This is a genomic window from Bartonella sp. A1379B, assembly GCF_002022485.1.
Lineage (GTDB): Bacteria > Pseudomonadota > Alphaproteobacteria > Rhizobiales > Rhizobiaceae > Bartonella > Bartonella rochalimae.
In genome coordinates this window covers 1,325,575-1,344,923 of the sequence record NZ_CP019780.1, presented here as the reverse complement: position 1 = coordinate 1,344,923, position 19,349 = coordinate 1,325,575, and the positions used below count along the sequence as shown (strand labels likewise).

Annotated in this window: 15 protein-coding genes; 9 read left to right on the top strand and 6 right to left on the bottom strand. The window is 36.4% G+C overall.

Annotated features, from left to right (window positions below):
* Positions 1 to 106: 106 nt before the first annotated feature.
* The 3 genes from lysA to argH form a co-directional block, all read right to left on the bottom strand.
* Complete coding sequence (gene lysA, locus BA1379B_RS05880; protein ID WP_078692502.1) at positions 107 to 1,381, bottom strand: diaminopimelate decarboxylase; 1,275 nt, start codon at positions 1,379 to 1,381, stop codon at positions 107 to 109.
* A 7-nt stretch (positions 1,382 to 1,388) separates the two neighbouring features.
* A complete protein-coding gene (locus BA1379B_RS05875; protein WP_035006462.1) occupies positions 1,389 to 1,568 on the bottom strand; it encodes a hypothetical protein in 180 nt (59 codons plus the stop codon).
* Between the two features lie 64 nt (positions 1,569 to 1,632).
* Positions 1,633 to 3,033, bottom strand: coding sequence for an argininosuccinate lyase (gene argH / locus BA1379B_RS05870; protein ID WP_078692501.1), 1,401 nt, complete (start codon positions 3,031 to 3,033; stop codon positions 1,633 to 1,635).
* Positions 3,034 to 3,066: 33 nt separating this feature from the next.
* Here argH and BA1379B_RS05865 point away from each other — a divergent pair, with 33 nt between their 5' ends.
* Complete coding sequence (locus BA1379B_RS05865; RefSeq protein WP_078688963.1) at positions 3,067 to 3,765, top strand: TlpA disulfide reductase family protein; 699 nt, start codon at positions 3,067 to 3,069, stop codon at positions 3,763 to 3,765.
* Positions 3,766 to 4,234: 469 nt separating this feature from the next.
* On the opposite strand, the gene BA1379B_RS05860 is transcribed toward BA1379B_RS05865, so the two are convergent.
* Positions 4,235 to 5,110, bottom strand: a complete 876-nt coding sequence (locus tag BA1379B_RS05860; protein WP_035006466.1) for a YihY/virulence factor BrkB family protein — start codon at positions 5,108 to 5,110, stop codon at positions 4,235 to 4,237.
* Positions 5,111 to 5,781: 671 nt separating this feature from the next.
* On the opposite strand from BA1379B_RS05860, the gene BA1379B_RS05855 reads away from it, so the two are divergent.
* From BA1379B_RS05855 to BA1379B_RS05845, 3 genes are all read left to right on the top strand, one after another.
* On the top strand, positions 5,782 to 6,957 hold the full coding sequence (locus BA1379B_RS05855; protein WP_078692500.1) for a COG4223 family protein: 1,176 nt from the start codon (positions 5,782 to 5,784) through the stop codon (positions 6,955 to 6,957).
* A 12-nt stretch (positions 6,958 to 6,969) separates the two neighbouring features.
* The gene (locus BA1379B_RS05850; protein ID WP_078674040.1) at positions 6,970 to 8,514 is read left to right on the top strand and encodes a heme biosynthesis protein HemY; all 1,545 of its coding nucleotides are present in this window, start codon (positions 6,970 to 6,972) and stop codon (positions 8,512 to 8,514) included.
* An 87-nt stretch (positions 8,515 to 8,601) separates the two neighbouring features.
* Positions 8,602 to 9,357, top strand: a complete 756-nt coding sequence (locus tag BA1379B_RS05845; RefSeq protein WP_035006470.1) for a glutamine amidotransferase — start codon at positions 8,602 to 8,604, stop codon at positions 9,355 to 9,357.
* Between the two features lie 345 nt (positions 9,358 to 9,702).
* Here the strand turns inward: BA1379B_RS05845 and BA1379B_RS05840 are convergent, their stop codons facing one another.
* Positions 9,703 to 14,418, bottom strand: a complete 4,716-nt coding sequence (locus BA1379B_RS05840; protein WP_078692499.1) for an NAD-glutamate dehydrogenase — start codon at positions 14,416 to 14,418, stop codon at positions 9,703 to 9,705.
* Positions 14,419 to 14,671: 253 nt separating this feature from the next.
* On the opposite strand from BA1379B_RS05840, the gene BA1379B_RS05835 reads away from it, so the two are divergent.
* The 4 genes from BA1379B_RS05835 (at position 14,672) to rpsP (ending at position 17,840) form a co-directional block, all read left to right on the top strand.
* Complete coding sequence (locus BA1379B_RS05835; protein WP_035006758.1) at positions 14,672 to 15,331, top strand: carbonic anhydrase; 660 nt, start codon at positions 14,672 to 14,674, stop codon at positions 15,329 to 15,331.
* A gap of 227 nt (positions 15,332 to 15,558) precedes the next feature.
* Complete coding sequence (gene ffh, locus BA1379B_RS05830) at positions 15,559 to 17,106, top strand: signal recognition particle protein (protein ID WP_035006474.1); 1,548 nt, start codon at positions 15,559 to 15,561, stop codon at positions 17,104 to 17,106.
* A gap of 25 nt (positions 17,107 to 17,131) precedes the next feature.
* On the top strand, positions 17,132 to 17,392 hold the full coding sequence (locus BA1379B_RS05825; RefSeq protein ID WP_078692498.1) for a hypothetical protein: 261 nt from the start codon (positions 17,132 to 17,134) through the stop codon (positions 17,390 to 17,392).
* Positions 17,393 to 17,471: 79 nt separating this feature from the next.
* Positions 17,472 to 17,840: a 30S ribosomal protein S16 gene (gene rpsP, locus BA1379B_RS05820; protein ID WP_035006476.1), complete on the top strand. Its 369-nt coding sequence runs from the start codon at positions 17,472 to 17,474 to the stop codon at positions 17,838 to 17,840.
* Between the two features lie 128 nt (positions 17,841 to 17,968).
* On the opposite strand, the gene BA1379B_RS05815 is transcribed toward rpsP, so the two are convergent.
* The gene (locus tag BA1379B_RS05815) at positions 17,969 to 18,184 is read right to left on the bottom strand and encodes a DUF1674 domain-containing protein (protein WP_078692560.1); all 216 of its coding nucleotides are present in this window, start codon (positions 18,182 to 18,184) and stop codon (positions 17,969 to 17,971) included.
* A gap of 75 nt (positions 18,185 to 18,259) precedes the next feature.
* On the opposite strand from BA1379B_RS05815, the gene htpX reads away from it, so the two are divergent.
* A complete protein-coding gene (gene htpX / locus BA1379B_RS05810; RefSeq protein WP_078692497.1) occupies positions 18,260 to 19,309 on the top strand; it encodes a zinc metalloprotease HtpX in 1,050 nt (349 codons plus the stop codon).
* The last annotated feature ends 40 nt before the right edge of the window (positions 19,310 to 19,349 follow it).

The window sequence follows — 19,349 nt, the reverse complement described above, 5'->3', positions numbered from 1 at the left end:
GTTACCTTTTTTTATAGCGGTGCATTGAAATCATAAGATTCATACAAAATAATTATGAGAAAATAAATTGTTTCATGAGAGTTGAGTGAAAATAAGACTAAGATATTTAAAAATTTTCAATCCAATCTGGAATTTGATCGAGTCCGATCAATTGTTCATAATCAAGACGTGGACGAATAACTGCATACCGCATATCTTGAACTAAAACCTCTGGTATTAAAAGTCGGCTATTATAAGTATTTGACATAACCGCACCGTAAGCCCCTGCTCCTGTAACAACCAAAAGATCTCCTTGCGACAAGAGCGCTAAAGAACGATTCAAACCTAAATAATCACCCGTTTCACAGACAGGGCCAACAATATCTGCATTGATCAGCGGAGTATCTATTGGTTTTTCTTTTACCAGGAGCACATTTTGCCAAGCTTCATACAGCGTTGGGCGAATGAAATCATTCATTGCTGCATCAACAATAACAAAATTTCGCTCTTTTCCCCTTTTTAAATGTATTACAGATGTGACGAGTATGCCAGCTTCACCAACAATACTACGTCCAGGCTCTAGGATAATATTGATCCCTAAAGGGGCAATATGTTTTCTAACAAGAGCCGCATACTCAAAAGGAGAAGGTACGGAGTGATGTTCAGAACTATAAGGAATTCCAAGTCCTCCTCCAATATCAACATGGGTTATAGTATAACCATCATTCCACAACTGACAGATAAAATCTGCCGTAATAAGAAAAGCATCTTCAAAGGGTTTTAAATTACAAATCTGACTGCCAATATGTATATCTACACCACAGATGTATAAACCAGGCAATTGAGCGGCTTTTTTATATACTTCTCGTGCTGATGAGAGTGGAATACCGAATTTATTTTCAGATTTCCCTGTTGTGATTTTTTTATGAGTTTTTGCATCCACATCTGGGTTAATTCGCAGTGAAATGCGTGCTGTTGTCGAAAGTGCAACAGCACGTGCTGATAATTGTTCAAGTTCTGGTTCTGACTCAACATTAAAACAATGAATATTTTGCGTAAGAGCAAAATCAATCTCTTTCACTGTTTTACCAACACCAGAATAAACAATTCGATGAGCAGGAATACCGGCAGCAAGTGCACGTCGGAGTTCACCTTCTGATACCACATCAGCTCCTGCTCCACTCCGTGCTAAGAGTCGTAAAATTGCTTGATTAGAATTCGCTTTGACTGCATAAGCAATCAGATAAGGCATATCTTGAAATGCTTGCTGATAGTTTTCAAAATTTGTAATAAGTGTACGCGCTGAATAGCAATAAAAAGGAGTCCCTACCTTTTGCGCAAGAATAGAAAGTGAAAGGTCTTCAGCGTGAAGTTCGCCTTGATAATAAGAAAAGAAATGCACAAAAAACCTATTGTATCAGCTGATCAAGAAAAAAAGGTTTATCTGCTTTTCTTTCAGAAATAAATGCTTCTTGTGAAGGATTCATGATTGTTGAAGATGGTAAATCTAATATTTCTCTCCGTCCACATCCAAATATGATAACATTGCAGAAAAGAATAATTATTAAATTTTTCACAATGGTTATCATATATCTTTTCCTATTATGTTGATATTGTTTCTGTCTTATTTTTTGTATTAAAAAATAAAATCACTTAAGCGGCTATAAGGCGCTTTTTCCAATAAGCAATTTGACGCAGAACTTCTGAAGGTGCTGTTCCACCAAAACTTTTCCGGCTTTTAACGGATTTCTCAACTGTCAAAATATCAAAAATGGTTGCATTGATATTGGGATGTATCGTTTGAAGTTCAACTAATGTTAGCTCATTAAGAGTGCACTGTTTTTTTTCTGCTAATGCTACAATAGATCCAGTAATATGGTGCGCCTCACGAAAAGGAAGCCCTAATTCACGAACAAGCCAATCAGCTAAATCAGTTGCTGTTGCATATCCAAAATGAGCTGCTTGTTTCATGGCTTCTTTATTAACTTCAAGATCACCAATAATTCCTGTCATAGCTGCTAGCGATAATTCCAAACTCAAAGCTCCATCAAATACATATTCTTTATCTTCCTGCATATCTTTTGAATAAGCAAGGGGTAAACCCTTCATCACTGTTAAGAGTCCAATCAAAGCAGCATTTAATCGCCCTGCTTTAGCACGTATAAGCTCGGCAGCATCAGGATTTCTCTTTTGTGGCATAATAGATGAACCCGTTGAAAAAGCATCTGATAAACGAATAAAATGAAATTGTGCACTCGACCAAAGAACAATTTCTTCTGCTAAACGGGAAAGATGCATAGCACAAAGAGTCCCAACGCTTAAAAATTCTAATGCAAAATCACGATCTGAAACACTATCAATCGAGTTACGCGTTGGCTCACGAAAACCTAATGCTTCTGCTGTCATAAAACGATCAATCGGAAAACTTGTACCTGCTAGAGCAGCAGCCCCTAAGGGGGATTCATTCATTCGTTCAATGGCATCATGCATACGCGATAAATCTCGACTAAACATTTCAACATAGGCCATCATATAGTGACCAAATGTAACAGGTTGTGCGGTTTGTAAATGCGTAAAACCTGGCATAAAAGTATCGACATGCTGTTCTGCTCGAATCAGGAGTTGTTTTATCAGCTCTTTTAAAGCTTGTGTCATTTTTTGCATTTCTTCTCGTACCCACAAACGAAAATCAACAGCAATTTGATCATTTCGTGAACGTGCTATATGTAAACGTCCTGCAACAGGGCCAATTAATTCACTCAGCCGTGCTTCAATATTCATATGAATATCTTCAAGTTTTCGTGAAAATGTGAATGTACCCATTTCAATTTCTTGATGAATCTTCTTTAAGCCATGGGTAATTTTTTCATAGTCGGATTGTGAAATGATTTTTGTTTGCGCTAGCATGGCTACATGACAAAGTGAACCTTCAATATCTTGTTTATAAAGTTTTTGATCAAAATCAATTGAAGCGTTAATTTCTTCCATAATTGCGGCAGGTCCTGCTTTAAATCGACCGCCCCACATCTGGTTTTTTAATTCTTCATCTGCCATATCTTAAAATACCTATTGAAAAGGACAAAAATTATGATTCATAAAATTTTTATCAGCCGAAAAAATAAGAATAAAAAAACACAATATTTTCTTATGTTTTTTATGATTGTTTTAAGTTTATACACAACAATTAATCAAAATAACAACAGAAGAGCATTCTTTCCAAATTTTATTTCAGAGGCAAGAGCTCAAGAAACAGATATCAATAAGCAACAGACGGAAAAAATAGGAGCAATTAAAAAAGCAGCAAAGGGCTTTTTTACACATATACGATTTGCCGATACTCTTTATGATATGAACCAATTGTCTTTTAAAGATATTGAGGGAAAAGATCATAATTTGTCCGAATTTAGGGGAAAACCAATACTCGTCAATTTATGGGCTGTTTGGTGCGCACCTTGTCGTGCAGAAATGCCAGAATTAGCACGATTAAAATGTGATATGGGGGGAAATAATTTTGATGTTATAGCTATTAATATTGATAAAAATACTTCTGCTGAAAAAATTCAAAAGTTTTTAAATGATGCTCATGCTGATAATTTAGTTTATTATCGGGATAATACAATGAATATTTTTCAGGATATTAGAAAAAAAGGACTCGCTTTAGGTTTGCCTATCACATTTCTCATAAATAAAGATGGTTATCTTATTGCTTCGTTTAATGGCGCTGCTCCATGGGCTGATGATGATGCAAAAGCGCTTATAAAAGCCGTTATTGAAGAGAATTTATAACTTTCATAATTAAATTTTAAATGGAGTGCGATTAAATCTAGAACTCATGCATAAAGCAGGTATATTTTTGCAATAAAAAAGGCAAGGTTCACCTGTTAGATAGCTTTATTTCTAAAGATTGTTTATTCTTAACAGTTTGACCAATCACACTTTCGATAAGAAAATACCTCATTGATGAAGCACATTCATTTAGGCTGCAGAATTTGTATTTCACGCGCTCAAAGAAGTTATATTTGTACAAATGAATTTCGTTTATGATTATCATTTAAATTTTGTTATCTATAGAATGAGGTTTACAGTGAAAATCGCTCTCACGATAAGGGATTTTTAGGAGAAAACAAACAGTTGGTTACAATCAATATTTCAAGCTGATAAAAGTTTTATATTATGATCAATTCCGGATTTTAGAAAATGAGTATCAATTCCATTTCCGAAAATGATAGGCGTTTTTTGTGTTTGTCTTTTGCATTCAATCAATAGAGAATGACTTTAATGGATCTGTGCGTTGTGCATGATCACGATAAAATATAATTGCTGCATTTATTTCTCCTCCTAAAATAAAAATTGCACTTAAGATATACAGAAAAATAATTGCAACCATAATAGAAGTTAATCCTGCGTAAGTAGAAGCATAATTAAACATTGTTAAATATTGGGCAAAGGCAATAGAGGTTAAAAACCAAACAAATATTGTCACTAAAATACCTGGTAAAATATCTCTTACTTTTCGCTGTCCCGCTGGCAACCATTTGTGAACAATTAAAAGACTCGTAAAAAGAACAACTATCGCAATTATATAACGCCATAAACGAATTATGCCAATATATTCAGTAATCTGAGAAGAGTGGTTTTGCATAATTTTAATCAGTAAAGGTGCTAAAACCAATAAAAAGCTAATAACAACAAGACCTACTGTCCCAATAATGACGAAAAATAAACTTTGAAAACGACAAAAAAACAAGCTGCGTCGATCAATAACACGGTAAGCTTTATTTAATGCTGTACGCAAAGCACCCACACCATTTGAAGCAAAATAAGCGGCTCCAATAACTGAAAGTGTTAATAAATCTCCCCGTTGTGTGGTGAGGACAGTAATGATTTCTTTAGAAAGAGGTTCTGCAATTGCATCCGGCAACAATTGTACAAGTGCTTCAATTTTTTGCGGTGTATATGTAAATGCTCCAAGAAAACTAGCAAGAGATGTCCCGAAAATAAAAAAAGGAAAAAACGCTAAAAGTCCCGAAAGTGCAACATGACTCGCAAAGGCACTCCCATTATCACGAAAATAATGACTCACTGCGTTAAAAAAAATACGGTAGCTATACCAAAATGCCCTTTTTATCACATTTAAATACCTTTGGATAATAGCTTCACGCTTAGCATAGTTTTTTCATTGGGAATATATAAAAATAAAAAACATTTGCACAATAGGAACTGTTTATCAGAATGTTCATCTATGGTAGAGGTAAATATTGTCTACCTTATATTTTAACATTGTGAAGAATATATCGGAAATAAAAGGGGAAAAACGATTTTAGAGCGTTTTAAGATTGTACTGGATAAATTTATAGGAAGGAACGTTCGTAAATGAAGCTGAATTATTTTAAAAATAATGAAGTTACGGAGGGCGTTTTAAAGAGTGCATAGCGTTTGATTATACTCATGAAAATATCATATAGTATGCTTCTAGAGGATTTTCTCGTATATACTATGAGAAGCATTTTTTCAATTTGGGTGTTTATATTTTTGTGTCTTTTAAGAATTTCCATTCTCAATTCTCAATTATTTCATTATTGTTTGTAAAATATTATAAGACTAAACATATTCATTATTTTTATTTTAAAAAAGGATCTTGAGTAAGAGAAATTTGAAAAGATTTTATTTGTCCTTATCATACACTGTTCATAAGAAGCCCTCTGCAAAAAAGGATGTTATTCGAAAAACATCTAATTTTTAAAGTTTTTTTCATTTTGATATCGTATTGTAAAAAAGCATGTGGTAAAAAAAGTGATCATTATGGTAAATTCTTCAAGATCAAAAGAAAAATTAAAAAGTTCTAAGGCATCTAAGGCATCTGTTGTTAAATCTGAAATTATAGCTCATGACTCAGAACAAGAAACACAACACTCAAAAGAGCCGATAATAACAAAGCAAAGCGATGTTGAGCGCAAGACTGTAAGTGGTGTTGCTTTTACTTCTTTAATGGTTTCAGGGATTATTTGTGGTCTTATAACTATCAGTCTTTGGGTAGGTCTGCAAAGAGCAGGTTTTCTTCCATCTTTTTTAGTGGTTGATCATTTGGAAGAAGAAAAAAATCTTCAGATTACTAGGCATGCAAAAGAAAAAGCAGAAGAAACAGAGAAACAGTTGAATCATATGCTTCAACAGTTTGATGTATTGAAGAGAGAGTTTTCTTCTTTTTCATCACAACAGGTTGAAGCTTTTCAAGAAGATGAATCTTTTCAAAAAGAGAGAAGCAAATCTCTTGCACTCTTAGAAAAAAAAGTAGATGCTTTCGAAAAGAATATACAGACTTTAATGAGAATATCAGAAGATGTAAAGACAGCTTTATTTGTTGGAGAAAGTAATAAAAACGATATTATTACTTTAAAACAACAGTTAGATACTGTCCAAAAAGAAATATTCACTCAAAATAGCGAAAAAAATGGGATAAATACTGCACGGTTTGTTGCAGTCAATGCATTAAAAAACGCTATAGATCGTGGTGGATCTTATGTGCGTGAATTGGAAACAGTACAACATTTTTCATCTTCTGTTGAAGGATTGGATTTGTTACAGAAAACAGCGCATACTGGTCTTCCAAGCTCTGCAAAGCTTTCAGCTGATTTTGCTTATGTTGCAGATAAAATTGTTGGGACGCAAAATAGTCTTGCATCGGATGCTGATTTTTTAAAGAAGATTGAGATATGGATAAAAAGTTTTATTGTTTCGCGTCCAATTGGATATGTTGAAGGGATAACAGTGCCTGCAATTGTGGCACGGATGGAAGTTTCTATTCAGGCTGGGGATTATGAAAAAGCTTTAGCTGAATGGCAAACTTTACCTCAAAATGCTAAACATATTTCGGTAGATTTTATTGATCAACTTAAACGACATCTTGCTGTCCAGCACGTTCTTCAACAGTTGTTGATTGGAATGCCAAAAGAAACTTCCGAAGCTGCAAAAATGTAAATAGGATCAAAAATGATACGTATTTTTATTTATATTTTTGTCGTTTGTGTGATCGGTGCAGTTTTTAGCTGGGGTGCCAATAATAATAGTTTCTTGGTCATAACATTTTTGCAGATGCGATTTACTGTCTCATTGCTTACGATTATTAGTGGGATTGTTATCCTGTTGATGGTATTAGTGTTTTTATGGAAGTTTTTTAGAATTATTTTTTCCATTCCTAGAACTTTATACAGCTTTTTTTCAGGACGTTACCAAGAATGTGGTCGCAAAGCCCTTACGCAAGGTCTGCTTGCTGCTTTTGCAGGTGATTACGCGGCTGCACAAAAAATGGAAAGACGTGCATTAAAATATCTTATAAAAGATTATGAACCATTGATAAAGCTTTTAAGGGCTCAAATCTTATCTTTGCAAAAAAACTCTATGAAGGCTATTGCGCTTTATGAAGAGATGCAAAAAGATGAATCGACAAAGCTTGCTGGGCTTTATGGTTTGTTTCGTGAAGCTATGAATACAAAAGCTTATGATGTCGCACAGCACTATGCAGAAGAGGCACTCGATTTGTCACCAGCGCTTTTATGGGCTCAACAATTTGTCCTTGATCGATTAAGTGCTGAGGGTCAGTGGAATAAAGCGCTTGATGTTTTTTATCGAGCGCAAAGAGCTTTGCCACGTTCTGAGCATTGTACTTCAGAGCGTAAGTATACCCATGCTCTTTTATTAAGTGGGTTAGCACTTCACCTTACGGAGACTCAGCTCGCAGGAGCACGTAAAGCTATTTTAAAGGCCCATAAGTTGATGCCTGATTTTGTACCAATAACGGTGCTTATGGTTGATATCCTTTATCAATTAAAAGAAGTTCGTAAAGCTGATAAAATAATTATTAAAGCTTGGCAGGAAAATCCTCATCCTGATTTGGGAGCACTTTATCTTAGGAGAGAAGAAAGCGCAGTTGGCCGTTTGAAAAGAGCTAAAACACTTGCTTCTTATAATAAAGAAATATTTGAATCAGCTTTTATTGTTGCAAAAGCTGCTTTGGATGCAGGCGAATTGGAATTAGCAAGAGAGTACGCACAAAAAGCACTCACTTATCATCCGCGTGAAAGCGTTTATTTATTATTAGCAGATATTGAAGAAGCAAAAGGTAATGGTCAAGGGAGTCGTCAATGGTTGTCTTTAGCATTACGAGCAGAACCTGATCCAGCATGGGCGTGTGATGGTTCTTTCTTTTCTTCTTGGTTGATCGTTTCTCCAATCAGTGGTCGATTAGGCCGTTGTGAATGGAAAGTACCTCCCCGTTGTTCTCCTATAACATTAGAAGTCGATAACGTGATGCTGAAAAGAGAATGCAAAAAAGGCGTTGTGGATGAAAAAGAAGTTATTAAAAATAAATCCTTTGAAGAAAAATCATCGATAGGGCCTGATTTTTTATTAAAGTCGCGCACAAAAAAACAGAATAGAAAAAAAGTCGATCAGATACCTTTAAATGTTGAAGATTTAGAGAATAAAGAAGCAGAAGAAGAGAGTTCTTTGCCAAGAGAGAAATTTCAATTATTTTAGAGGTGTTGTAGACATTTTTGATAAAAATAAGGTTCTTATTTATTCTCAAATGAATGAAATCTGATTATAAAAATGATTGGTTAAAATATGTTTTTAGCGAAAACATATCTTGATAGAAAACAAAGAAACGGTAAACTAAAAATTGCAGTTGTTTTGCATCGCCAATCTTCACAGACTGGTTTTTTAGGGCAATTTTTACAAAGAAATGGTTTTGCTCTTGATTTTTATTATCCTATTTTAGGACAGAAACTTCCTAAAACATTGAAACATCACGCTGGTGTTGTCATTTTAGGTGGTCCGATGAGTGTGAATGATAAGGATGCATATATTCATGAGGAAATTGATTGGATTTCATTATCTTTGAAAGACAATAAACCTTTTTTAGGGATTTGTCTTGGAGCACAGATGCTCGCAAAAAATTTAGGCGGGCGTGTTGCTGCAAAAAGTGATAAAAGTGTAGAAATTGGTTGGTATCCGTTAGAGGGGACTTTGCAGGGAAAGACCCTTATGAATTGGCCAAAAATGGTCTATCATTTACATAATGAGGGCATCTATGATTTGCCTAAAGAAGCTGTTCTTTTGGCAACAGGTCAAACTTATCCGACACAAGCTTTTCATTATGGAAAAAATGCATGGGGTTTACAATTTCATCCTGAATTAACGCGTGTAATGATACAACATTGGTTGAAACATTCAGCTCAAGAATTGACTAAAAAAGGCGCCCAATCTGCTTTTGCACATTTAGAAGGTTATTCACTTTATGGTCACGTTTTGTGCGAATGGTTTGACAATATGTTACAACATATTTTTGGTGTTCCTACTGCCTGCAATACGAAATTGTGAATTGTATGGATTCTGAAAATCATTCTTAAAAAGAGAAATTTGAATTAAAGAAATTATATCAAACAATACGATAACAAAACATCCAAAAAAGTATGATCATTTTTATGGAAAAAAGGAACAATCAAGAAATGAGATGAGCACAGTCCTTTTTCTGCTTGCTTCATCACTATGAGTATGGCTTGTTGATATGCGTCATATTTTTAGGATGAGTGACGATAATGCTCATCATTTCCGTATTTTATTTTTGTTCTCTTTTTTCAAAAGCAAACAACAGCGCATATATCTCCTTGCACTTAATCTACAAGGAGATCAATAAAATCTTTTCTAAGGTTGATCGTGAATGTTTTAAGTTTGAAAAGCAGTATTTTTAAGTTGGGCAATCATACTTGCTGTAAAAGTAAAGCGAGAAACATTGAGATCACCTTCAATGAGTGCATGAACGCGGTTGATGATATTGTGAATTTGATCTTCATCAGATTTTATCCAAGCTGCTAGAGAATCATTTTTTTCATTATAATTTTTTAAGATTTTTATAACGATTTGTCGCAAGCTATCAGCGATGTTTTCTTTAGCTTCACTTAAGGCCATACCATCGTAATAATCGACAATAGGAATTGTTTGGCTTGCTTCATTGATACGATTTATACGAATAACCTGAGCAAGTGAAAAATAGATTTCTGCAGTTTTCATAAGATCACTTTTGCTTTGTTCTGCAATCAAAGAAATATCACAGATCATTGGAGCAACATCTAAAAGAGCTAATTGTCTTGCTAAAGCTTTTGGAGCTCCTTCTTCATTGTATTGTGTTGCTTTTTCTTCAATTTTTTGACTGATATCTTGATCATTGGCGTGCAGAAGCTTTTTTTCAATCAGGCTACGCGCTGTTTTAATTGTTTGCACAAGCTCTTCTAATGGCACTGAGAGATCCATATTGCGCAAGCCCCAATTGGTTGCTTCAAAAAGCATTGAAGTGATTGCTGCATAGAATTTATTTTGATTCAATCCTGGTATTTTATTATCAAGATTATCAATTTGGCTCGAAAGCTGAGGAATTTCAAAACTATCTCGGATGATAATAAACACACGAATAATGTTTTCAGTTTTTTGACCTGTTATATCTTGCAAGTGATTAACAAAAGTAGGTCCACCGCGGTTCACAATATCATTAGCAATAAGAGTTGCAATAATATCACGACGTAATTGGTGTTCAATGATTTCCTTTTTAAAATTTTGTTGAAGTTGAGTTGGAAAATAATTCAACAAGGTTGTATCGAAATAACAATTGTCAACAATTGGATTGTTTGCAATTTCTTCTTGTAGAGTTAATTTAGCATAAGCTAAAATAACTGCAAGCTCTTGGCGGATAAGTCCTTGATTTTGGCTCATTCTTTGACGTAAAATTTGCTCATTGGGGAGAATTTCAACTCTACGATCTAGAAGTTTTTTCTGTTCTAAATCATGCATAAAACGTATTTGATAAGGTAAATCAATAACACTTCGTTTTTCAGCTAAGGAAAGCGAAAGCGGTTGCAAATAATTATTACGCAAAACCAATTGCTCAACTTGTGGGGTCATTTGTTTCAACAACTCATTACGGGCTTCACGAGTCAGTTTTTTTGTGCGTAGAGCTGAGGCAAGAACAATTTTAATATTAACTTCAAGATCAGAACAATTAACACCTGCAGAATTATCAATGGCGTCGGTATTACAGCGTCCGCCGTTTAAAACATATTCAATCCGACCGCGTTGTGTAAGACCGAGGTTTGCTCCTTCACCGATAACTTTTGCGCGCACTTGTTCACCGGTGATGCGAATGGAATCGTTGGTGCGATCGCCGACTTGAGTATCCGTTTCGGTTGTTGCACGAATATAGGTTCCAATACCACCAAACCATAAAAGATCTACAGGGGCTTTTAAAATGGCTGAAATAATTTCAAAGGGTGTTCCTGTTTGCTTTTCAAAACCAATAGCTTGTGCTGCTTCAGGAGAAAGAGTGATTGTTTTGGCAGTTCGTGAGAAAATACCGCCCCCTTTTGAGAGTTTTGTTTGATTATAGTCTTGCCAGCTTGAACGAGGAAGTTGGAAGAGGCGCATACGCTCTGCATAACTTGCTGCTATGTCTGGTTCGGGATCGATGAAAATATCGCGATGATCAAAGGCAGCAATAAGCTTTGTTTGTTGAGACAGTAACATTCCATTCCCAAAAACATCTCCCGACATATCACCAACTCCAATACAGGTGAAGGGAGTTGTTTGAATATCGTGATTAAATGATTCTCGAAAATGTCTTTTTACAGCTTCCCATGCACCTTTAGCTGTAATACCAATTGCTTTATGATCATATCCTGCGGATCCTCCGGATGCAAAAGCATCGTCAAGCCAAAAATTATTTGCTTGGCTAATAGCATTAGCGGTATCAGAAAAGGTTGCAGTACCTTTATCGGCAGCAACGACAAAATAAGGATCATCGCCATCGTGACAAATGACATTTTGAGGCGGGTGTATCTTACCATCGATCAGGTTATCAGTAATCGAAAGGAGTGCTGTAATGTAGTTTGTGTAAGCTTGCCGTGCTGCTTCTGTTATAACGGCACGATCATTGGTTTGAGGAAGGCGATGAGGGAAAAATCCACCTTTCGCACCCACAGGAACAATAACGGCGTTTTTGACTTGTTGAGCTTTAACGAGATCTAATATTTCAGTACGATAGTCTAATGCACGGTCAGACCAACGAATACCACCACGGGCGATAGGACCAAAGCGTAAATGGACACCCTCAACTTCAGGTCCATAAACAAAAATTTCTCGATAAGGACGTGGTTCAGGTAAGCCTTCAATTTGGCGTGGATTTAATTTTGTTGCTATGATACGTCGTGGGCTTCCATCAGGAAGAGGAGAATAGGCATTCGTTCGTAAGCTTGCAACAATGAGATTACGATAACGACGCAAAATAAGATCATCATCCAAACTTGGCACTTTCTGCAATTTTTCTTCAATGCGTTGCTGAATGATTTCTTCATTGTTGAGTCGTTCTTTTTCTTTATGGCTTTGATGAAATTTCAAATGAAATAAAGCATAAAGATCTTTAGTAATTTCAGGATAAGCGTTTAAAGTTTGAGCAACGCGTTTTTGTGAATAAGGAATTCCAGTTTGTTGGAGATAGCGTCCATAATGACGCAAAATAACAATTTCGCGCCAGTCGAGTTGAGCTGTTTGTGTTAAGGCATTAAAAGCATCATTGTCCGCATTTTGTTCCCAAACGGCTTCAAATGTTTCAGCATGCTTTTGTGCATTTTTATCGAGATCAATATCGAGTTGGAAATCACTTTCCAATTGCATATCATGAAGATATACAGAATGCCCATAGCCGTCTGGGAGCTCCAACGTCTGTTCAGCAATAACCCGAAAGCCCATATTTTCAAGAAGGGGTACACGTTTGGAAAGGGCAAGGGCTTCGTTACGATGAAAAAGTCGCAGAGAAATATTGTGTTTCTCTTTATTGTGGGCGCGGTAAAAAGTAACGAAAAGAGGTTTTTCGCTATTAAGGCTTAAGATATGGTCAGCATCTTTAATAGCATCTTCAGCTGAAAATAAATCACGATAGCTATTAGGAAAGTCACTGGCTAAAGATATTTGTTGGTCTGTTGCTTTATGAATAAGAGCTATGGCTTGGATGCTATCTTCCCAATTTTGGGTTATAGAGCGAATATGATGTTCAAGTGTGGTACGCTCAATGACAGGAGCACTGTGACTTCCTTTACGATGGATAATGTAGTGAACGCGGATAAGCGTACTTTCTAAGAAAAGTGGATAAGATTCAAAGAAATCACCTTTATAGGTTTCAACAAGATATAGTCCAATTTTTTCGCGGATATTACTACTATATTGATCACGCGGTACATAGACAAGAATCGAAACAAAACGTCCAAAAGGATCAGTGTGAGCAAGGACCCGTAAGCGCGGACGTTCATCCAATTGCATGATAAGCTCTGCATTTTTTGTCAATGTATCGACATCAGAGCGAAACATTTCATCTCTTGGGTAGGTTTCTAAGACACTCATCAATGCTTTTCCAGAATAGTCGGTCTGATTATATCCAAGGCGTTGAATAATTGTCTTCGCTTTTTCTTTTAAAAACGGAATTTGCAGAATAGAGTGCGTATAGGCTGAGGATGTAAACAACCCAACAATACGTAATTCTCCACATAGATACCCTTCTTTATCAAAAATCTTAAGACCGATATAATCCAACCAAACAGGACGGTGGATTTTTGAGCGGCTGTTGGCTTTTGTAACAATAAGCAAATTGTCACTTTCCATAAAAGATAAGACTTCTTTGGGGCGTTCTTCTACGCTCGCATCACCAATAATGCGAATAGAAGCATTAGTGAGAATACCTAGCTCAATACTACCGGTTTTAAAGGCTTTTTTGGGTTCTTGGCCTTTGGTAAAGTCATAGGTCCGCATTCCAAGGAAGATGAAATTATTGTCCATAAGCCATTCAAGAAATTCAATGGCTTTTACCCCTTCATTTTGGTAGTTCGATGGAAGATTTGTTTGATAGGTATGAATATGCTTCTTGACTTCTTCAAGCATCGGTTTCCAGTCTTGTACAGCCGCATTGGCTTGTTCAAGAACGAGAGTGATTTCATCTTTAAGCTTTTTTGTCTTTTCTTTGTTTAATGATTCAATATGGATTTGCATCAAGCTGATACGTTGTCCAGAGTCACATTCAAGAACAGGATGTGCGATTAAATAAATGTGATTTATTTGCTGTTTAAAAACATGCAATATAGAATCAAGAAGAAAAGGTTTGTTATCATTAACAAGTGTAATAACAGTTATAGATTTATCATGACGCGTTAAAGCGTGCTCAAAACAAATTGTACTTTTACCAGGCTGGTGGGACTTAAATGCTTCGATGGCTACATTTGTAGCTTTGTGAAGTTCATCTTGCTTATAGAAAGCAATATCTTCTTTATCAGTATGAGAAAAAAGAATTTGTTCTATTTTATTTTCAGTGCTCTTTAGATTTAGTGCTGTTTGTGTTGACACAATCATCCTTCCTTTATTTATTGTGGCAACCTTTTCTTTAAATCCTAAGAGCAGGTCCTTATGCCATTTTTATACTGTAACATCTTCTTTTTGAAGTGAATAGTTATTTGTTGTTGCTAAAATAAAATTATTTTCTACTTCGTAAGAAGTGTTTGGTTGTTTTAAGAAAGTACATCTTGTGCGTAACAAGAATATTTTCATTAATTTTATTGCAGGGTAAGAGCATATTTTAAAAGTGTATAATGAAAGTAAATATATTATGACATGTTTACCAGAAAAATTTTTAAGCGGTTATCAATCTTTTATAACGAATCATTTTACGCATAAAGTGGAACGTTATTGGCAATTAGCAGTGGAAGGACAGAAACCTGAAACTTTATTGATTGCGTGTTGTGATTCGCGCGCGATACCAGAAATTATTTTTGATGCGAATCCTGGTGAAATTTTTGTGGTGCGTAATGTCGCCAATTTAGTTCCTCCTTTTTCGCCTGATTATCAATATCATGCAACATCAGCGGCTATTGAATTTGCAGTGCAAGTGCTGAAAGTTAAGCATGTTGTTATTTTGGGGCATGCGCATTGCGGGGGAATTAATAATGTCCTTAATGGAAAATGCACATCTTTATCATCAAATGATTTTATTGGTCGATGGATGAGTCTTTTGGCTCCTGCTGCAGAAGAAGTAACCGAGAATAAATTGATCACTCCTTTAGAGCGACAGACTGCATTAGAACGACTTTCTATTCGTTATTCATTGCAGAATTTGGAAACATTTCCATGGTTAAAGGCTCGTAAAGATCAAGGACTTTTGACAATACACGGTGCTTGGTTTGACATTGCAAATGGTGAATTATGGAGTATGGAACAAGAAACGGGTAATTTTGTGCGTGTTGAGCGTGGAACTTCTGCGCAGATATAAGTGATTTTTATTTTAGTTTTCATATAAATAAGGTGCTGTGTGATATATCTTGACAAAGAAAGGTTTTTGTTGTTTGAAAGAAACAGCATTCAATGACAAGATTAATTTGGAGCCACCGCCTGGGACCCTGTTATGGTATAAAAAGATCCCAGAGGTCAACATCCGACAACGCGTTGCGTCCTCGGGTGCTATGTTGATTTGTTTGTTATGAAGCAATGAGGTAAATGATGTTTGAAACTTTGCAAGAACGTCTTGGTTCCATTTTATCTAATTTAACGGGACGTGGCGTTTTATCAGATAAGGATATAACAACAGCGCTGCGCGAAATTCGTCGTGCTCTGTTAGAGGCTGATGTTGCTTTAGATGTTGTTCGTTCTTTTACCGATAGAGTTCGTGAGAAAGCCGTTGGGACTACAATTGTTAAGTCCATTAAACCCGGTCAAATGGTTGTGAAAATTGTTCATGATGAACTGGTTCATATGCTTGGGGGAGAAGGTGTTTTAAGTGATCTCAATGCGCCGGCACCCGTTGTTATTATGCTGGTTGGTCTACAAGGATCAGGGAAAACAACAACAACAGCAAAACTTGCAAAGCGTTTAAGAGACAAACATAATAAAAAAGTTTTAATAGCATCATTGGACACACGTCGTCCTGCGGCGCAAGAGCAGCTCCGTCAATTAGGGGAGCAAGTGCAAGTTCCGAGTTTACCGATTATTCCTGATCAATCTCCTGTCGATATTTCTGCGCGTGCAGTGCAAGCTGCTAAATTAGGGGGATATGATGTTGTGCTTCTTGATGCAGCAGGACGTAACCATATTGATGAAGCACTTATGCTTGAATTAAAAGAAATTAAAGCAGCTTCGCAACCTTATGAAATTATGTTGGTGGCCGATAGTCTTACTGGTCAAGATGCGGTTAATCTTGCCCGTTCTTTTGATGAGCGTATAGGAATTACAGGAATTATTTTAACACGTATGGAAAGTGATGGGCGTGGTGGAGCTGCTCTTTCAATGCGTGCAGTGACAGGCAAGCCGATTAAAGCAATCGGAACTGGTGAAAAGATGGATGCTCTAGAAGAGTTTCATCCCGGTCGTATTGCAGATCGTATCCTCGGTATGGGTGATATTGTTTCTTTGGTTGAAAAGGCTGCTGAAACAATTGATCGTGAAAAAGTGGCGGCTTTTGCGAAAAAAATGCAAGCCGGAAAATTTGACCTGAATGATTTTGCCGAACAGTTGCATAAAATGAAAAAACTGGGTGGAATGGGGGGTATTATGGGTATGATGCCAGGGTTAAGTAAGGTGAAGAATCAAATTGCAGCGGCAGGTTTTGATGATTGTCTTTTTAATCGGCAATTAGCAATTATTTCATCTATGACACATGCAGAGCGCGCTAGTCCTGAGATTTTAAAACATAGTCGTAAACAAAGAATTGCTAAGGGGTCGGGGACAAGTGCAGCAGATATTAATAAGCTTTTAAAAATACACCGCCAAATGGCTGATATGGTAAAAGCTATGAGAGGGAAAAATACAGGCGGTTTTATGGAGAAAATGTTAGGGAAGTTCGGTTCCAAAACGGGATTTGGTGATATGAAAGCTCCTGATACTATACCCGATTTATCAGAACTTGATTCAATTCAATTCTCAAAACTGCAAAATCAGATTGGAAAGGGTCATTTAGGGGGTGGATTACCTGGACTTCTGGGGCGCGAATTAACATTTCCTGGTCTTTTAAAGGGGACGGAGAAAAATTCTCCTTTTTCTAAGAAAAAGTAAAAAGACAAAAAGAGAAGGAAGTGTAATGCAGGGAAAAGCACCCAATGATTTAGGGCATTTGTGGACATCGTTTGATCATTTTAATGCAGCGCTGGGTCATTTTTTAGCAAAAAGATTTTATTGTATGCAAGGGACAGAAGGGGATAAAGTGCGTCATAGTTTGCTTGAAGTTGATTGTGCGTATGAGCAGTGTCAGGTGGTGCATTTGCAGCGATTAACGCGAGACAGTTATCTTAATCCGAATCTTGCTAAGAAATTTACAGGTCATTATTCAAGAAGTGATTGATAATCAAAAAATAATTTTTAAAGAACACAGAAAACAAATTAGTTTAAACGACAAGTCAAGATGACAACAGGAGAAAAATATGGCATTAAAAATTCGTTTGTCCCGTGGTGGTTCAAAAAAGCGTCCTTATTATCATATCGTTGTTGCGGATGTACGGAGTCCGCGTGATGGACGTTTTCTTGAACGTGTTGGTGCTTGGAATCCAATGTTGCCTAAAGATGGAGAACGTGTAAAACTTAATGAAGAGCGTATCCAATATTGGCTTGGTCAAGGAGCTCAACCGACAGATCGTGTTCTACGGTTTTTAGATGCCGCTGGTTTAAAAAAGCGTCCGGCACGTAATAATCCTCATAAAGGTGAACCTGGTAAAAAAGCACAAGAACGTATAGCTGCAGCAAAACAAGCTGCTGAAGAAGCGTCAGAAACAATTTCAAAAGAAGAAGCATAATGAATGAAGTAAATCAACAATGTGAGCCTTAAAAGCTTATACAATGTAAAATTTCACTGTTAGTTTTATTTTAAAAAGATTTGTTTTCTTTAGAAGATGGTTTGGTTTTTTTAAAGTCAATAAAGGCTTTAAAAGTCAATGGCGCGCCCATTTATTTCCCAATCTCCATAACGTGCGGGATCTTTTCCACCCCGTCCGCCGTTTTCTAATGGCTGATTTTCATTTGTTGCACATTTACGTCTTTCTTCAGCTTCTTGAAGGGCACGTTGTGCTTCAGGGGGAATCGGTGTGTGTTGGGGAATAGTGGTATTTTGTGTTTTCATTTTTTTGTCTTTTTTGTTCATTTGTACCTCAATTTCATTGAAGAAATAACAAGAGAGCCCCATCATATAATAATATTCTATCATGGAGTTTTAATTATGAATAGAGTGCGTACAGCAATGCTTTTAGCTTTTATGACTGCCCTTTTTATGGGATTTGGTTATCTCATTGGAGGAAGCAAGGGTATGCTTATTACGCTTTTAATGGCAGGAGGCTTAAACTTTTTTTCTTATTGGAATTCAGATAAAATAGTTTTGCGTATGTATGGAGCGCGTGAGGTTGATCAGTATTCTGCACCAGTTTATTTTAATATTGTGCGTGAATTAGCTCAGAAAGCTTCTCTTCCTCAACCGAAGGTCTATGTCATTGATAGTGCACAACCGAATGCTTTTGCTACGGGGCGTAATCCCCAAAATGCTGCTGTTGCTGCTAGTACAGGGTTGTTGGAAAAGTTAAGTGCAGAAGAAATTTCTGGAGTTATGGCTCATGAACTCGCGCATATTGAACATCGTGATACATTAACGATGACTCTTACAGCAACAATTGCAGGAGCTATTTCAATGCTTGGTAATTTTGCTTTATTAACGGGAGGACAGCGTAATTCTTCAAGGTCTTCTCAAGGTACCGGGACATTTGTGGGTATTATTGCTATGTTGATAGCCCCTTTCGCGGCTATGTTGGTGCAAATGGCTATTAGTCGTACGCGTGAATATGCTGCTGATCGGAGAGGTGCTGAAATATGTGGTAATCCTTTATGGTTAGCTTCGGCTTTGAGAAAGATTGCAGGGGGTGGATATACGATTTATAATGAAAAGGCGGAACATCATCCAGCGACAGCTCATATGTTTATTATTAATCCTTTGAGTGGTGAAGGTGCGGATAGCCTTTTTTCTACACACCCAGCGACGGCAAATCGGATTGCAGCATTGCAACAACAAGCCATAGAAATGAATATATCAACAATTGATCAAGGCATTATCAAGCACTATGAGGAGAATAATCTGAAAGGGTTAAATAATATCTTAGACTATGAAAATCTCAATTTTAAGGATAAGAATAATCCGTTAAGCGATGAAGAGACAAATGCTTTACTACAGGCGAAAACTCGTCCTGCTTGGCTTCGTCGTAAAAATCCGAAGAAGTTTTAATCATAAAGATTAAAAGAAACAAGGTGGAATAAAGGCATTG

Excerpts from the sequence above, each read along its gene's own strand:
- htpX (WP_078692497.1), top strand. The coding sequence starts at position 18,260 with ATGAATAGAGTGCGTACAGCAATGCTTTTAGCTTTTATGACTGCCCTT.
- ffh (WP_035006474.1), top strand. The coding sequence starts at position 15,559 with ATGTTTGAAACTTTGCAAGAACGTCTTGGTTCCATTTTATCTAATTTA.
- BA1379B_RS05865 (WP_078688963.1), top strand. The coding sequence starts at position 3,067 with ATGATTCATAAAATTTTTATCAGCCGAAAAAATAAGAATAAAAAAACA.
- BA1379B_RS05835 (WP_035006758.1), top strand. The coding sequence starts at position 14,672 with ATGACATGTTTACCAGAAAAATTTTTAAGCGGTTATCAATCTTTTATA.
- BA1379B_RS05825 (WP_078692498.1), top strand. The coding sequence starts at position 17,132 with ATGCAGGGAAAAGCACCCAATGATTTAGGGCATTTGTGGACATCGTTT.
- BA1379B_RS05845 (WP_035006470.1), top strand. The coding sequence starts at position 8,602 with ATGTTTTTAGCGAAAACATATCTTGATAGAAAACAAAGAAACGGTAAA.
- BA1379B_RS05815 (WP_078692560.1), bottom strand. The coding sequence starts at position 18,184 with ATGAACAAAAAAGACAAAAAAATGAAAACACAAAATACCACTATTCCC.
- argH (WP_078692501.1), bottom strand. The coding sequence starts at position 3,033 with ATGGCAGATGAAGAATTAAAAAACCAGATGTGGGGCGGTCGATTTAAA.
- BA1379B_RS05850 (WP_078674040.1), top strand. The coding sequence starts at position 6,970 with ATGATACGTATTTTTATTTATATTTTTGTCGTTTGTGTGATCGGTGCA.
- BA1379B_RS05855 (WP_078692500.1), top strand. The coding sequence starts at position 5,782 with ATGGTAAATTCTTCAAGATCAAAAGAAAAATTAAAAAGTTCTAAGGCA.
- rpsP (WP_035006476.1), top strand. The coding sequence starts at position 17,472 with ATGGCATTAAAAATTCGTTTGTCCCGTGGTGGTTCAAAAAAGCGTCCT.
- BA1379B_RS05840 (WP_078692499.1), bottom strand. The coding sequence starts at position 14,418 with ATGATTGTGTCAACACAAACAGCACTAAATCTAAAGAGCACTGAAAAT.
- BA1379B_RS05875 (WP_035006462.1), bottom strand. The coding sequence starts at position 1,568 with ATGATAACCATTGTGAAAAATTTAATAATTATTCTTTTCTGCAATGTT.